Here is a 14,662-nt window from a genome sequence, read left to right on the forward strand (position 1 = left end):
GCAAACGTCATATCTCTGTCAAATATCCTGACTGATTGATTCTCCGACCGCCCAGATTATTGCGTCGCGCGAGATCATTTGGTTCTCCCGAATTCGGAATTGCGTGCCGCAGGACACCTGACGCACGAACAGTTTTTGTGCAGCGGGCTGCCCAATTCGCGGGCCCCATTCATCCAATTTTTTGTACGCCCGCGGACAAGCTTTCCCGTCCGCACTCCACCTAGGCTCGTTCCCGAGATCTGGAACATGGCCAGTGCCATGACAATTCGAAGGAGCTGGAGATGGAGACACGGGTATTGCCCCATGCACGGGGGATCGCACGCGCATCATTGCCATGGCGCAAGGTCGCGCTCGGCGCCACCATCGCTTTCGGCTTCGTCGCCGCGGCACCGTTGAGCGCGCAGGCCGCCGCGCCCGCCGCCTGCGCCGCGCTCCAGGAGAAATATCCGGACTGGAAGGGCAAGACCCTCGTCAACGCGATCAACCCGCACACGCCGGGCTATGAAACGATCGACCCGAAGGATCCCAGCAAATATATCGGCTTCGACATCGATCTTGGCGAAGCCATCGGCGAATGCCTCGGCTTCAAGCTGACCTACAAGCCGGTGACGTTCGCAGCACTCCTCACAACACTCGCTGCCGGCCAGGCGGACATCGTCATCTCCGACATCTACGCCACCAAGGAGCGCGCCAAGGCCGCCGACTTCATCACCTACTCGAAAGTGTTCGACGGCGTGCTGGTCGCCAAGGGCAATCCGAAGGGCATCAACGGCATCAACATGTCGATGTGCGGCACGGCGGCCGCCGAAAACACCGGCTATGTCGAGGTGCCCCTGATCCAGGCCCTGATCCCGGAATGCAAGAAGGCCGGCAAGGCCGAGCCGACAATCCAGCTCTACGACAACAACGCCAACTGCATCCAGGCGATCCTGGCCGGCCGCGCCGACACCTACATCAACGACGTCAATACCGTCGACAGTGCGGTGAAGGCCTATCCGGACAAGCTGGAGAAGGCGGTCGCGGTGACAATCCCGTATTCGGTCGGCATCGCCGTCCCGAAGGACAAGCCGAAATTCCGCGACGCCGTGCTGGCCGCACTGATCGAGGTGCAGAAGGCCGGCACGCATATGGAGCTTCTGAAGAAGCACGGGCTCGATGTGAACAACTTCAAGGAACCGGACATTCTGACGGCTGACTGATGTCGCTGTTCCTCCATTACCTGAGCATGCCGTATCTGCTCGAGGGCATCGAGCTCACCCTCGAGGTGACTGCCCTCGGGCTCGGTGGCGGATTGATCCTCGGATTGATCCTCGCCGGCATGCAGCTCTCGCGCTTCTGGCCCCTGGCGGCGATCGCCAGGGCCTACACCGTGATCTTCCGCGGCACGCCGCTGATCCTCCAGATGGTGTTCGCCTACGACGCGCTGCCGCATATCGGCATCAAGCTGCCGGCGGTGCTGGCCGCCGGTCTCGCGCTCGCCTGCAACGAGGCGCCGTTCATCGCAGAGATGCTGCGCGCCGGTGTGCTCGGCGTCGACCGCGGGCAGGTGACGGCCGGCCAGGCGCTCGGCATGACGCCGCGGATCTTGATGTGGCGGGTGATCGCGCCGCAGGCGATCCGCACCATGATTCCTGCGTTTGGCAACGAGGCGGTGAGTGCGCTGAAGAATTCCTCGCTGGCGTCCGTCGTCGCGGTCCAGGAGCTGACCTTGCGCTCGACCCAGTTGGCGTCCTCGACCTTCGACTTCTTCTCGATCTTCTTCGCCTCGGGTCTTTTGTATCTCGTGCTGACCTTCGCCATCAGCATCATCCAGTTGTTCGTCGAATGGCTGCTCGATCTCGATCGCGCCAAGGGACGGAAGCGCAAGCTCGCCGACTATCTGCCCTGGCGTCGCGTCGATCTCGGCACCAAGCTGGAGCTTGCGGGGACGACCGTCGCCGATCCCGAACCCGTGCAGGCAGAGCTGACCGACACGCCGCCGCTTGCTCTGACCAGAGAGGAGCGCACGCGGCGTTCCGCGACGATCGCGCGCAACAACATCGCGGTCGAGACTAAGGACCTCACCAAGAGCTATGGCACGCAAAAGGTGCTCGGCGGCCTCGATCTGACCGTTCGCGTCGGCGAAGTGGTCGCGCTGCTCGGCCCCAGCGGCTCGGGCAAGAGCACGCTGCTCCGCTGCATCAACCATCTCGAAAGCTGGGACGGAGGCACCGTGCGCGTCGGCGGCCGCCGCCTCGGCTTTGACGACGACGGCAAGTTGCTGTCACCGCGGGCGATCGCCAACGAGCGGGCAACCGTCGGTGTCGGCATGGTGTTCCAGCAGTTCAATTTGTTCGCCCATCTGTCGGCACGCGAAAACATCGCCGGGCCTTTGCGCTGGGTCCACGGTATGCCCCGCATCGACGCCGACCGTCGCGCCACGGAGCTGCTCGACCGTGTTGGTCTCTCGCATCGCGCCGACGCGCTGCCGCGACATCTCTCCGGCGGCCAGCAGCAGCGCGTCGCCATCGCCCGCGCGCTGGCGCCCAATCCAAGCGTGCTGCTCTTGGACGAGCCGACCTCGGCGCTCGATCCCGAGCTCGTCAACGAGGTACTGGAAGTGATCCGGCGGCTCGCCATCGACGACGGTCTCACCATGATCATCTCGACGCACCAGATCCGCTTTGCCGATGAAGTCGCCGACCGCGTCGCTTTCCTGAGCGGCGGCACCATCATCGAGGAGGGACCGGCGCACGAGGTACTCACCAATCCCCGCAATCCGCTGACGGCGCGTTTCCTCAGCGTGATGGAAGCCGACAAGGCTCCGGAGGCCGTGCAATGAGCGCTGCCTTCGTAAGGTTCAAGACTCCCGAAGAGGCCACCTCATGAAGCATTTCACGCTGCCGGTTTCGCCGAAGACCGTCCACTGGGGCTATTTCTCCAAGAAGGTGACGCCGGCCCTGACATTGCGCTCCGGGGATCGCGCCACCATCGAGACGCTGACCCATCATGCCAATGACGATTACGAGCGCATGATCCAGGGCGATCCCGGTGCCGAGAGCGTGTTCCAGTGGACGCGCGAGCACAAGGCGGTGGCGCGCCGCGGCTCGGGCCCGACCGAAGGTCCGTTCATCCGCGGCGCAGGCGAGGGGATCGGCGTGCATCTCCTCACTGGTCCCGTCGCGATTGAAGGTGCCGAGCCCGGCGATATCCTGGAAGTGCGCATCCTCGACATCCGGCCGCGACCGAGCTGCAGCGCCTGCCATGCCGGCCGCTGCTTCGGCTCCAACGTCGCGGCCAATTGGGGCTTTCACTATCACGATTTGATCGAAGAGCCGAAGCCGCGCGAGGTCGTCACCATCTTCGAGCTCGACACCTCGGGCGAGCCTTATGCGAAAGCGGTCTACAACTACGTCTGGACGCCGCAGACCGACCCCGACGGCATCGTGCATCCCACCATCGACTATCCCGGCGTGCGCGTCGATCACGCCACCGTCAGTAAGCGCGAAAACATTCTGTCGAGCGTGAGGGTGCCCGCGCGATTGCATTTCGGCACCATGGGCCTCGCGCCCTCGGAAGCCGACTTCGTCAGCTCGATTCCACCGAGCTACACCGGCGGCAACATCGACGACTGGCGCATCGGCAAGGGCGCGCGGATGTTCTATCCGGTCGCGGTCCCCGGCGCCTATTTCTCGGTCGGCGATCCCCACGCCGCGCAAGGCGACAGCGAGCTCGGCGGCACCGCAATCGAGACCTCGCTCACCGGCGATTTCGAGTTCATCCTGCACAAGAAGGCTGATCTGGCCGGCACCAATCTGGAGGGCCTCGACCATCCGATGCTGGAGACCGATCACGCCTGGTCGTTCTACGGCTTCACCTATCCGAACTATCTCGCCGCGCTCGGCGCCGACGCACAAACCGAGATTGCCAATCACTCGAGCCTCGACCGTGCGATGCGCGATGCGTTCAGAAAACTCCGGCGGTTCCTGATGACCGTGCACGGTCTCAGCGAGGACGAGGCGATCTCGCTGCTGTCGGTCGGCGCCGATTTCGGCGTCACCCAGGTCGTCGACGCCAATTGGGGCGTCCACGGCACGATTCGCAAGAACATCTTTCGATGCGATTGACGGGGGTAGCCCGGATGGAGCGAAGCGCAATCCGGGACAGCGTCGATGGCGGCCCGATTCCCGGATTACGCTTCGCTCCATCCGGGCTACGCAGCGTGCTTGATGCAGCAATTGGGCGCTAACACTCTGAAGGAAATTCCATTTCCCGGATGAACGCTTGACCACCGAACGTCATTTGCGGCCCGTTGCTGCGACGGATGACCGCGTTCGTCTGGCACAGAGGTTGCTTCGATCAACTGCAATCTGGGTTGATCCGATGAGCTTCCGGCCGTTCACGAGCGAGTCCTACGCGCAAGACGACCGCCCCGAAGCCTGGCGGGACGTGCTGGCGGCGGTCGGTCTGCAACCGGCGACCGGTCATTCCTTCTTTGACGGACACGCAACCGCATCGCACCGCAATGCCGCGGGTGTCGCGCTGACACGGATGGCCGCGGCCGCGCAGACCATCAGTCCGCTCTCGCAATCCAACGAAGATATTGCGATCGCGCTGATGCCGGTCGAGGACGGCATGGTGCTGAAGAGTGCCGACGGCCACCGCATCGTTCCGGTCGGCCATCTCGTGCTGCTACCACGGAGCGGGGACTGGAGCATCGTGTTCCAGCGTGACATGCGGGCCATCGTGCTGTCGGTGACCTCGGAAGCGCTGCACGGACGCCTCTCGGGCAAGCCGCGGCTCGGCGAGCCCCGCGTGGTTTCACCCAGCGGCTTTGCCGATGTGTTCTCGCGTCTGCTGGATGCGACCGCGCGCACGCTCGACACGCTGAGCGATGCCGAATGGAATTCGGTCGCGCAGTCGCTCGTTGATCTGCTCCTGACGCTCGCACATCAACTGGCGGCCTCGACGTCCGATGCCGGATCGAGTGCGACGCAGGCAGCGCTGTTGCATCGGATCTGCCAGACCATCGAGCGCCGGCTCGACGATCCCGAACTTGTGCCGGCGCGCGTCGCGCAGACCCAGGGAATTTCCGAGCGCTATCTGCAAAAGCTGTTCGAGACGGTCGGCGACAATTTCACCCATTACGTCCGGGAGCGCCGGCTCCAGCGTGCCTGGGCCGATCTGTCCAATCCGACCGAGGCGCATCGTTCGATCTCGGAGATCGCCTACGCCTACGGCTTTGGCGATTCCGCACATTTCAGTCGTGCCTTCCGTCATCGCTTCGGCCTGCCGCCCCGCGAGTTTCGTCAGCAGGAGGCGGAGCGGGCGACCTTGCAGCACGGCATTGCCGGCCAGCGCGGCTGGCCGCAGGAGGCGCTGGCGCAGCTCCGCGTGCATTCGAGCGTCGAAGCACGCAGCACCGTTGCGTGTGCCGGCACCGAGGAGCGGACGACCACGGAACGCAGGCATCACCATCTCCCGGTCGAGGCCAGCCGCGTCCACTGGGGTTATTTCAGCCGCTCGCTATCGCCGCAAATCGAGATCGCCTCGGGCGACACCATCACCATCGAGACGCTGACGCAGCACGCCTCCGACGCGCCGGACCTGATGATTGCTGGCGATGCCGGCGCCGAAAGCGTGTTCGGCTGGACTGCCGACAACAAGAACGTTGACCGCCGCGGCGCCGGCCCGATGGATGCCAGCGTGTTCGGCCGCGGCGCCGGCGAAGGATTTGGCGTGCACATCTGCACGGGGCCGGTCGCGGTGAAGGATGCCCAGCCCGGCGACGTGCTGGAGGTGCGCATCCTCGACATCGTGCCGCGCGCGACCGCAATCCGAACCATGCCGGCCGCGTGTTCGGCTCCTCGGTCGCGGCTTGGTGGGGCTATCACTACAACGAGTTTCTCGGCGGTCCCATGCCGCGCGAGGTCGTCACCATCTACGAGATCTTCGACGATCCAGAGGAGCCGCACGCCCGGGCGCTTTATTCCTATCGCTGGGAGCCGCAGACCGACCCCTTCGGCGTCGTGCACGCCACCTACGACTATCCCGGCGTCCCCGTCGCGCCGGCCACGGTGAAGCGCCGGCATGCCGTACTCGATGGCATCCGCATTCCCCTGAGGCCGCATTTCGGCGTGATCGCGGTGGCGCCGCGCGAGGTCGATTTCGTCGACTCCGTGCCGCCGTCCTATTTCGGCGGCAATCTCGACAATTGGCGGCTGGGGAAGGGGTCTACCGTCTATCTTCCGGTTTCGGTGCCCGGCGCGCTGCTCTCGGTCGGCGATTCCCACGCCACGCAAGGCGACGGCGAACTCAGCGGCACGGCGATCGAATGCTCGATGACGGGGACGTTCGAGGTGATCCTGCACAAGAAGGCCGATCTTGCAGGCCGGCCCTTTGCCGATCTCTCTTATCCCCTGATCGAGACCGAGACCGACTGGGTGCTGACCGGCTTCAGCCATCCCAACTATCTCGCTGAGTTCGGCGCGCAGGGCCAAAGCGAAGTCTACACAAAATCCTCGCTCGACCTCGCCATGAAGGATGCGTTCCGGAAAATGCGGCGCTTCCTGATGAACGTGAAGGGCCTCAGCGAAGACGAGGCGATCGCGCTGATGTCGGCCGCCGTCGATTTCGGCGTCACCCAGGTCGTCGACGGCAATTGGGGCGTGCACGCCATCCTCAGCAAGCGCCTGTTTCGGGACGCGACTTAACAAGGACATCTCAAGTGAAATTCCACATGATCAGCGGCGGACCGAAGCCGGTCGCGCCCTTCAGCCACGCCGTCGAGACCGACGGGTTTGTCTTCGTCACCGGCCAGATGCCGGACACGCCGCAGGCGCCGGGTGTGCTGCCGGACGGCATAGAGGCACAGACGCGGGCCGTGATGGAGAATTTGAAGGTGGTGCTCGCCGGCCTCGATCTCGGCCTCGAGCACGTCGTGATGACGCGGATCTATCTGACGCGTTTCAAGGAAGACTACGCCTCAATGAACGAGACCTATCGCAGCTTCTTTCCGCCGGATCGCCTGCCGGCTCGCACGTGTGTCGGCGTCACCGGGCTCGCCTATGATGCGCTGATCGAGATCGACCTGGTGTGCCGGCGGCCGTGAGCTCGGCTTTCGCAGCCCGGACGCTGCGGCACGAACTGATGCGCAGCAGAGCCGGGGCCCATGCCACAGCTACGGTGCGGCTTTCCGGGTCCCGGCTTGGCGCCGCAACGTTCCACGTTGCAACGCGGCCGGGACACGAGAGCGGCAGTCGCCAAACGCTCCCTCCACTTCGTCTTACATTGCAACCCGCGCGTGCAAGAAGTCTTGATCGGCCGTGATCTAGGGATGATCAACCGCCTTGAACGCGTCGCCTGCGGCCGACGACTAACCCACAGAGTGCATGAGGGTCAGGGGAACGTGATCGTACTTCCTCTTCCTAAAGCACCAAAATGGTGCTTTAGTGCTTTCCATGAGCCCGTCGCCCCGAAACGCGCCGTCCGCGCTGCGTTACAGGCTTGCCCCTGACCCGGCCGCCAAGGCCGCGCTTGAGGCGACGTTCCAAGCCTATGACCGCATGATGGAGATCCTGGACGAGGTGGCGCGGAGCCATAACGTCGGCTCCAACGTCGTCCTGCTCCATGCCCATGCCTATGAGCCGATCCGGAAAGAAACCGCACTGCCGTCGCGGCTGGTGACGCTGGGCCTGCGCGACCGCGCCGATTATCGCGCCGCGCAGGGCCGCCGCCTGCCGCTCGACGACAAGCTCGCCAAGATCAAGGGCCCCGCCACCATTTCGATTGCAACCGTGGAAGGGCGCTTCAGCGTTCCCTTCGACTATGCCGGCTATGCCGAGGGTTGGGGGCAGAGCGCGCCCGCGCACCTCATCCGCACCGACGACGGTTTCGAAGTTCACTACGGCGTCACGCCGAACAATCTGCCAGAGGAGGAGAACGCTATGGATACCATCGCTGCCGCCCCCGACAACTTCCTGTCCCGGGTCGGGCGCCTGATCGCCGGGATCGCCTATGACGCGATCGAGCAGGCGGAGGGGAAGAACAAGCTGAACGTGGTTGGCCAAGCCATCCGCGAGATCGAGCGCGCGGAGAGTGAAGCGCGCGATGCGCTCGCGGCCGCGCGCGCCGAGGAATACCGTCTCAACGCGCGCCGCACCGAGATCGAACGCGAGATGACCGATCTTGCGCCCAAGATCGAAGGTGCGATTGCTGATAGCCGGGACGATCTCGCACGCGCCGGCATCGCACGACAGATGGACCTCGAGGCGCAGTTCGAGGTGCTTTCCCGGGCCATCGACGAGAACAACGAGAAGATCGAACAGTGCGTGACCTCGCTGCGCGCCGTGCTGTCAGCATTGCAAGATGCCGAGCAGCGCCGCGCCGATCTCGAAAAGAGCGAGGCTCACGCAAGCCATCAGGCCTCGGCGTCGCCCCGGAAGTCCGGTGGTGCCACGGCGGCAGCGAAGGCCTTGCGCGCGGGCAGGGCGGTGGCGCGCGCCACCGGCGTTCCGGCAGCGATCCCGTATTCAAGCGACATCGACGAGCTCAGCACGTTGCATCGCGACAAGGAGATTGCAGCGAGGCTGGCGCGGTTAAAGTCGCGCTCCTGAGTAATGTGTCATGAGCGCTCTGCTCGAACACGTGATGTCGCCGGAGGTCAGGCCGTTCGCGATCGCGGCGGCCATGATCCTCATCGTCGGCTCGATCGAGGTGGTCTCGATGCTGGTCGGGGCCTCGCTGAGCGAGATGCTCGGCACCAACATCGATTTTGGTCACCCCAGCGACAATGGCGTGATCAACGCCATCTCCTGGATCAATGTCGGCGGCGTGCCGCTCTTGATCTTCCTGCTGTTGCTGCTCGGCGCGTTCTCCATCACCGGCTTCCTGATCCAGGACATCGCGCGGATGGTGGCGGGTCCCTTGCCGGCAACGCTCGCCTCGGTCGGGGCGGTCGCCGTCTCGATTCCGCTGGTCCGCGCCGCAAGCAGGGGCATCGCGCGGGTCATTCCCAAGGATGAAAGCTATGCCGTCGGCCTCGGCGATCTCGTCGGCCGCGTCGGCGAGGTCGTGATCGGCCCGCTCGATCAGGGGCCGCCCGGCCGCGTCAGCGTCGCCGACATCCACGGCAACCGCCATTTCGTCTGGGCGGTCGCCGCACCGTCATCATCGCCGCTGCCGCAGGGAACCATGGTCCTGCTGGTCGATCGCGCCGGCACCCGCTTCGTCGCGGTGAAGGCCGACGATGAACTCAAACCTTCCAAGCCGACTCTAAGCAGCTGACAAGTCATTTATCGGAGAAAGTCATGTTCGATATCGCAGTCCCGGCCATGATCGGCGTCGCGCTGATCGTCGTCCTCGGGATCGTCTTCACCATCCTCTACAAGCGCGCCACCCGCGACGAGGCCTTCGTGCGCACCGGCCTCGGCGGCAAGAAGGTCGTGCTCGACGGCGGCGCCATGATCCTGCCGATCTTCCACTCCTACGCCAGCGTCAATCTGAAGACCCTGCGGCTCACCGTCGAGCGCAAGGAGCGGGAGTCCCTGATCACCAAGGACCGCCTGCGCGTCGACATCGTCGCCGAGTTCTACGTGCGCGTCCGTCCTGACGATGAGAGCATTGCGCTCGCGAGCCAGACGCTGGGCGCGCTGACGAATGACGCCGAAGCCCTGCGCAACCAGGTCGAGGCAAAATTCGTCGACGGCCTGCGTTCAGTGGCGGCCACCATGTCCATCCTGGAGTTGCAGGAGAAGCGCAGCGACTTCGTCAAGCATGTGCAGGCGACCGTGGAATCGGACGTAAAATCCAACGGTCTCGAGCTTGAATCGGTGTCGCTGACCAAGCTCGACCAGACCGACGTCAAATTCTTCAACCCGGAGAACTTCTTTGACGCCGATGGTCTGACCCAGCTCAAGACCGTTACCGAGACGCGCCGGCGCGACCGCAACTCGATCGTGCGCGACAACGAGGTGGCGATTGCGCAAAAGGACCTCGAGGCGCGGCAGCAGACCCTGACCATCGAGCGCACCAAGAAGGAGGCCGAGCTCTCCCAGGAGCGCGACATCGCCAACAAGACCGCGAGCACCCGCGCTGAAGTCGCAACCGCGACCCAGACCGCGCGTCTGACCGAGGAGAACGCCCGCATCGATACCGACCGCGCCGTCGCCGAGGAGGAGGCCGGCGCCAAGCAGGTCAAGGAAACCGCGGTCATCGAGTCGGATCTCGCCATCAACAAGCGCAAGACCGACGCGCAGCGCGAGATCCAGATCGCCACGCAGGAGAACGAGATCCAGATCGCGGCCAAGAGCAAGCAGACCTCGGAAGCCGTCGCCGAGGCCAAGACCGCCGAGGCGCTCGCCGTTTCCGCGGAGGAAAAGGTCGTGACCGCCCGCGCGGTCGAGGTCGCCGACCGTGCCCGTCTCACCCAGGTGCTCGCCGCGCGCACCGAGGCCGAGCGCAAGTCGACCGAGCTGATCGTCGCGGCCGAAGCCGAAAAGAAGGCCTCGCTCGATCGCGCCGAGGCCGTCAAGACGCTGGCCACCGCGGAAGCCGAGTCCAACAAGATCAAGGCTGTCGGCGTCAGGAATATCGGCGAGGCCGAAGCCGCAATCATCACGCTCAAGAACGAGGCGCAGAACAAACTCGGCGCCAACGTCATCGACTTCGAGCTCGCCAAGAAGCGGATCGAGACCATGCCCTCAGCGCTGGCCGAGATGGTCAAGCCGATCGGCAATCTCAAGGACGTCCGCATCCTGCACACCGGCGGCGCGTTCGGCGGCAATGGCACAGGCGGCGGCAATGTCGGCTTCGGCGAAGGGCTTGCGGGCGAGCTCCTCAAGGTGCATGCGCTGCGTCCGATGATCGACGAGATCCTGCGCCAGAGCGGGTTTGCGCCGGGCGAGGATCCCGTGAAAGCGCTGGTCGGCGCCGTGACGGGAAAGAGCAACGGCGCCGCAGTGCCGGCGCCCGCACCGGAGAAAACAAACACCGCCGATCTATGAACGCCGGTTCATTGCTGCGGAGAATTCGAATCGATATGAACTGCCCGTGCGCGTCTCGCGTCGCGCACGCTCCGAAGCGTCGATCGATCGCGTGTTGAACCACTCGATCGCGCTCCGGGTGAATTCTTCGAGGCAACACCATTTGTTGCCGCGGTGCCTGCGCGGATCGACGTCAGGCACCGGAGCCTCTTTCGATCGGGGGAATTTCACATGAAGTATTTTCTGTCCGGACTGATCGCGATCAGTCTTGCGATCGCCGCTACGGCGTCGTTCGCGGCCGACGCCCGCAACGTCACCGTCGTCAACGAGACCGGCTATGCCATCAAATTCCTGGGCTTCAACGCGCCGGACGACGGCCTGGACGAATGGGAGAACGAGCTCGACAAGGTTTTGCAGAACCAGGCGAGCACCTATGTCGAGTTCGAGGAGGACGACGAGGGATGTGTCTGGAACATCGTAAGCGACGTTCGCGTCCCACTCGCAAAGGTTTGGCGTGGGGATTGCAGTCTGTTGATCAACGTGTTTGCAAATCGTTGGCGGGGGGTATGGAGGCGGCAACGACGGAGAATTACGAGGTGCGGCCGAACGACCAGGGCAGGAGCTCGTCGATCCGGGACTGCGGGTGACCGGTTGCGATCGCTTTGAGCGTCGCTTTCATCCAGACGTAGGGCTCCACGCTGTTGATTTTGCAGGTGGCGATGAGCGAAGCTATGCGCGCCCATGAACGACCACCTTCGTCGTGACCAGCAAATAAACTATTTTTACGCGTCAGAGTCAGCGGCCTGATTTGATTTTCGACGGGATTGGTGTCCATCTCAACGCAACCATCGTCGAGAAACAAGGTGAGGCCATCCCAATGGTTCAGGAGATAGGCGATCGCCTTGCCCATCTCGCTGCCCGGCGACAGGCGAGCGGCTTGCTCGCGCAGAAACCTCTCGAGTTCAGCGACGAGCGGCCGTGATCGCTCGTTACGGGTCGTTTGCCGAGCCGGGGCGTCGGCGCCACGGATCTCCTTCTCGATCGCATAGAGTGCGGCGATGCGCGCGAGAACGGCTTCGGCGATGGGTGAGCCGGCTTTCGGAGTCGCTGCGATGATCTTGCGCCTTGAGTGGGACCAACATGCGGCCAGCCGCAGCGGCACGCCGCCTTTGCGCTTGGGCCGTGCGAGCCGATGATAGCCCTGGTATCCGTCGACCTGAAGGATGCCGTCGAAGCCCTCGAGGATGCGCTCAGCATGGTCACCACCGCGTCCTGGCGCGTAGTGGTAGACCACGATTGGTGGATCAGCGCCGCCGTGGCCGCGATCGTCGCGCAGGACAGCCCACAGATAGCCGGTCTTCGTTCGGCCCCGGCCCGGATCGAGCACAGGCGCCCTGGTCTCGTCTATGAACAAGCGGCCCGATTGCTTCATCACGACGCTCATGCGCTCGACCAGCGGCGCGAGGTGGAAGGCGACCGTTCCCATCCAGTCTGCCAGAACGGCGCGATCGATGAAGATGCCATGCCGAGCCAGAACCTGCGACTGACGATAGAGTGGCATGTGCTCGCTGAACTTGGCGACCGCCACCTGCGCCAGCAGCGCCTCGGTGGGGATGCCACCCTCCACGAGATGGGCGGGCGCCGGCGCCTGAGCAACACCGGTGCAGCCCTTTGCGCAGGCGTAGCGCGGTCGCACCGTCTCGATCACACGATACTGGGCGGCCATGACATCGAGACGGCGGGAGCGATCCTCGCCGATCTGGACCATCCGGCCGCAGCCGCAGGGACACTCGAGGTTCTCGGGTTCGATCACCTGCTCGATGCGCGGCAGGTGCGCGGGAAAGGCACGGGCAGCGCGCCTGGTCCGGCGGCTGGACGGCGCCGTGCCGGCGCGGCGCGCACGATCGTCCTGGCGTTCCTGGACTTCGGCGATGGCAATCTCGATGTCCTCGAGAACCAGTTGCATCTGATCGGGATTGAACTTCTCCGAGCGTTTACCGAAACGTGCGCGCTCGTACTCCTTCACGAGCAGTTCGAGGCGTTCGACGCTCTCTTTGGACGCAGCCAGTTCACTCTCGACATGAAGGCGCGCCGAGCATTCATCGTCTGCGCGACGACGCTCGGCTTCAATCATCGCTTCCTGCGCGCGGAAGAGCGCGCGCACATCGGCGGGCAGCGCTGCAAGACGGGCGGGATCAATGGGGGACGGCGGCACATCCGCAAGCTATCATCCCAAAGCCCCGCGCGAAACAGGTTGTCGGGTCTGAGTCAGTTCGCCGCAGCTGGCGTCGCGACAATCCGTTCGCCCACTCGCTTCCAGTTCAGCCCGACCATCGCGGCCAAGGCGCTTGTAGACCAAAACGAGGCCCGTGCCGTCCCATAGCAAAATCTTCAGCCGGTCGGCGCGCTTCGAACGAAAAACCACGATCAGGCCCGAATGCGGATCGAGCCCAAGCGTGTTTTGCACAAGACCGGCCAGCGCGTCGTGCCCGCACCGGAAGTCAACAGGACGCACAGCAAGCACAATCCGCAGTCCCTGCGCCGGAATGATCATGCGCCGCGCTCGATCGCAGTCACGATCTCCGCGATCCGCACCGCCGACACGTCCGCATCCAGGCGGACCGAAACCTTGCCAATCGTAATCTCGACGGGCCCCTCGCTCTTGCCTGACGCCACTGGATCGCTCAGCTCGATCGACACGAAATCCGCCGCGTCGTCCGTGACCAATGCGAGCCGGCCAGCACGCGCCAATCTGCGCCACGTCGTCAACTGCTGGGCCTTCACACCATAACGCCGTGCGACATCACATACCCGGGCGTCGGGCTTCATGCTCTCGAAAACAGCGCGCCCCTTGATCTCCGCAGACCATAACCGGCCTCCAGAACGCGTCCGGCGCGTAAGCTTCCCCACAAAGCCATCAGCTTCGGCTTCCTCCCCCGATTGTTCCATCGCCTTCAGTCTCCTCTCGGCTCTCTGACAAGCCAAGGATCGCAGAGCGAAAGCCGAAGCGAAACCAGTCAATCAAATGGGAGAAAAGCTCCGCTTACGAACATCCGCGTCGACTGGCAGAACTATGACGAGTCCGTGCTCTGGAAGAACGTCAACCTCTGCAAGATCACCGCGCTTCGGCTGCGGTACGACTCCGGAACCAAGACCACGTCCTTCGTCGCCGAATAGTTTGACCTGACGCGAGCCAGGGGAGGGCCGGCGGCCCTTCCTCGGCGCATTGTGCAAGATCGCGAATTCGTCCTTTGCAAGCGCAAGCGGCTTTGTTATACGCAGCCGCGCGCGAACGACTGGTTCGCCCTTTCCTCGGTAGCTCAGCGGTAGAGCATCCGACTGTTAATCGGATGGTCGCTGGTTCGAATCCAGCCCGGGGAGCCATTTAATCCGCATTAAGTGTTTGACTTTGCTCTGGTTTTCCAGATCAAGAAAATCGCTTCCCCGCTTTCTCTCCCCGCTTTGATCCGTGATTAGCCCCCTTCCGGCGAGGCGACTCACTTCGGCACATCTGGGCGACTCGGCTGCAAAGCCGTCCGGTCGGTTATGCGCCGTCTATCGATTGGGTGCACTTTTGCAAAAAAATAAAAAAGCAGTTTCTGACGGCTCTGGCATTGTCAATAGCAAACATTTCGCCCATATTGACCGTGCCTACGCGACTCAGTCGTAGCCCGGACTGGCCCTCTGCCGGCGGGCATCGG

Annotated in this window: 11 protein-coding genes, 1 tRNA gene and 1 pseudogene; 10 read left to right on the forward strand and 3 right to left on the reverse strand. The window is 63.9% G+C overall.

Features of this window, described 5'->3' with window-relative positions; translation table 11 throughout:
* Positions 1-281: 281 nt before the first annotated feature.
* The 9 genes and pseudogenes from J4G43_RS25965 (at position 282) to J4G43_RS26005 (ending at position 11,627) form a co-directional block, all read left to right on the forward strand.
* Entirely contained in the window at positions 282-1,199 is a 918-nt protein-coding gene (locus J4G43_RS25965) for an ABC transporter substrate-binding protein (protein ID WP_071914115.1), read from the forward strand.
* Positions 1,199-2,821 (forward strand): amino acid ABC transporter permease/ATP-binding protein, encoded by a 1,623-nt coding sequence (locus tag J4G43_RS25970; protein ID WP_208086730.1) that lies wholly within the window; start codon positions 1,199-1,201, stop codon positions 2,819-2,821. The genes J4G43_RS25965 and J4G43_RS25970 overlap by 1 nt, the downstream gene beginning before the upstream one ends.
* A gap of 43 nt (positions 2,822-2,864) precedes the next feature.
* Positions 2,865-4,106 carry an acetamidase/formamidase family protein gene (locus J4G43_RS25975; RefSeq protein WP_208086731.1) on the forward strand — a complete coding sequence of 414 codons (1,242 nt, stop codon included), beginning with the start codon at positions 2,865-2,867 and terminating at the stop codon, positions 4,104-4,106.
* 256 nt (positions 4,107-4,362) lie between these two features.
* A pseudogene (locus tag J4G43_RS25980) lies at positions 4,363-6,692 on the forward strand (acetamidase/formamidase family protein).
* Positions 6,693-6,706: 14 nt separating this feature from the next.
* Positions 6,707-7,090 carry a RidA family protein gene (locus J4G43_RS25985; RefSeq protein ID WP_208086732.1) on the forward strand — a complete coding sequence of 128 codons (384 nt, stop codon included), beginning with the start codon at positions 6,707-6,709 and terminating at the stop codon, positions 7,088-7,090.
* A 340-nt stretch (positions 7,091-7,430) separates the two neighbouring features.
* A complete protein-coding gene (locus J4G43_RS25990; RefSeq protein WP_208086733.1) occupies positions 7,431-8,594 on the forward strand; it encodes a PspA/IM30 family protein in 1,164 nt (387 codons plus the stop codon).
* Positions 8,595-8,604: 10 nt separating this feature from the next.
* On the forward strand, positions 8,605-9,264 hold the full coding sequence (locus J4G43_RS25995; RefSeq protein WP_014495394.1) for an OB-fold-containig protein: 660 nt from the start codon (positions 8,605-8,607) through the stop codon (positions 9,262-9,264).
* 23 nt (positions 9,265-9,287) lie between these two features.
* Positions 9,288-10,982 carry a flotillin family protein gene (locus J4G43_RS26000; protein ID WP_208086734.1) on the forward strand — a complete coding sequence of 565 codons (1,695 nt, stop codon included), beginning with the start codon at positions 9,288-9,290 and terminating at the stop codon, positions 10,980-10,982.
* 210 nt (positions 10,983-11,192) lie between these two features.
* Positions 11,193-11,627: a hypothetical protein gene (locus J4G43_RS26005; protein WP_225005080.1), complete on the forward strand. Its 435-nt coding sequence runs from the start codon at positions 11,193-11,195 to the stop codon at positions 11,625-11,627.
* On the opposite strand, the gene tnpC is transcribed toward J4G43_RS26005, so the two are convergent.
* From tnpC to J4G43_RS26020, 3 genes are all read right to left on the reverse strand, one after another.
* Complete coding sequence (tnpC, locus tag J4G43_RS26010) at positions 11,551-13,095, reverse strand: IS66 family transposase (RefSeq protein WP_224517700.1); 1,545 nt, start codon at positions 13,093-13,095, stop codon at positions 11,551-11,553. The two genes, J4G43_RS26005 and tnpC, sit on opposite strands and share 77 nt — an antisense overlap.
* 93 nt (positions 13,096-13,188) lie before the next feature.
* Positions 13,189-13,515 (reverse strand): IS66 family insertion sequence element accessory protein TnpB, encoded by a 327-nt coding sequence (tnpB, locus tag J4G43_RS26015; RefSeq protein WP_208086735.1) that lies wholly within the window; start codon positions 13,513-13,515, stop codon positions 13,189-13,191.
* Positions 13,512-13,910, reverse strand: coding sequence for a transposase (locus J4G43_RS26020; RefSeq protein ID WP_026192391.1), 399 nt, complete (start codon positions 13,908-13,910; stop codon positions 13,512-13,514). Before J4G43_RS26020 ends, tnpB begins: the two co-directional genes overlap by 4 nt.
* Positions 13,911-14,270: 360 nt before the next feature.
* Here J4G43_RS26020 and J4G43_RS26025 point away from each other — a divergent pair.
* Positions 14,271-14,345 (forward strand) — tRNA-Asn (locus J4G43_RS26025).
* Positions 14,346-14,662: the final 317 nt, after the last annotated feature.

Source organism: Bradyrhizobium barranii subsp. barranii (assembly GCF_017565645.3).
In the GTDB taxonomy this organism is placed as follows: Bacteria; Pseudomonadota; Alphaproteobacteria; order Rhizobiales; family Xanthobacteraceae; genus Bradyrhizobium; species Bradyrhizobium barranii.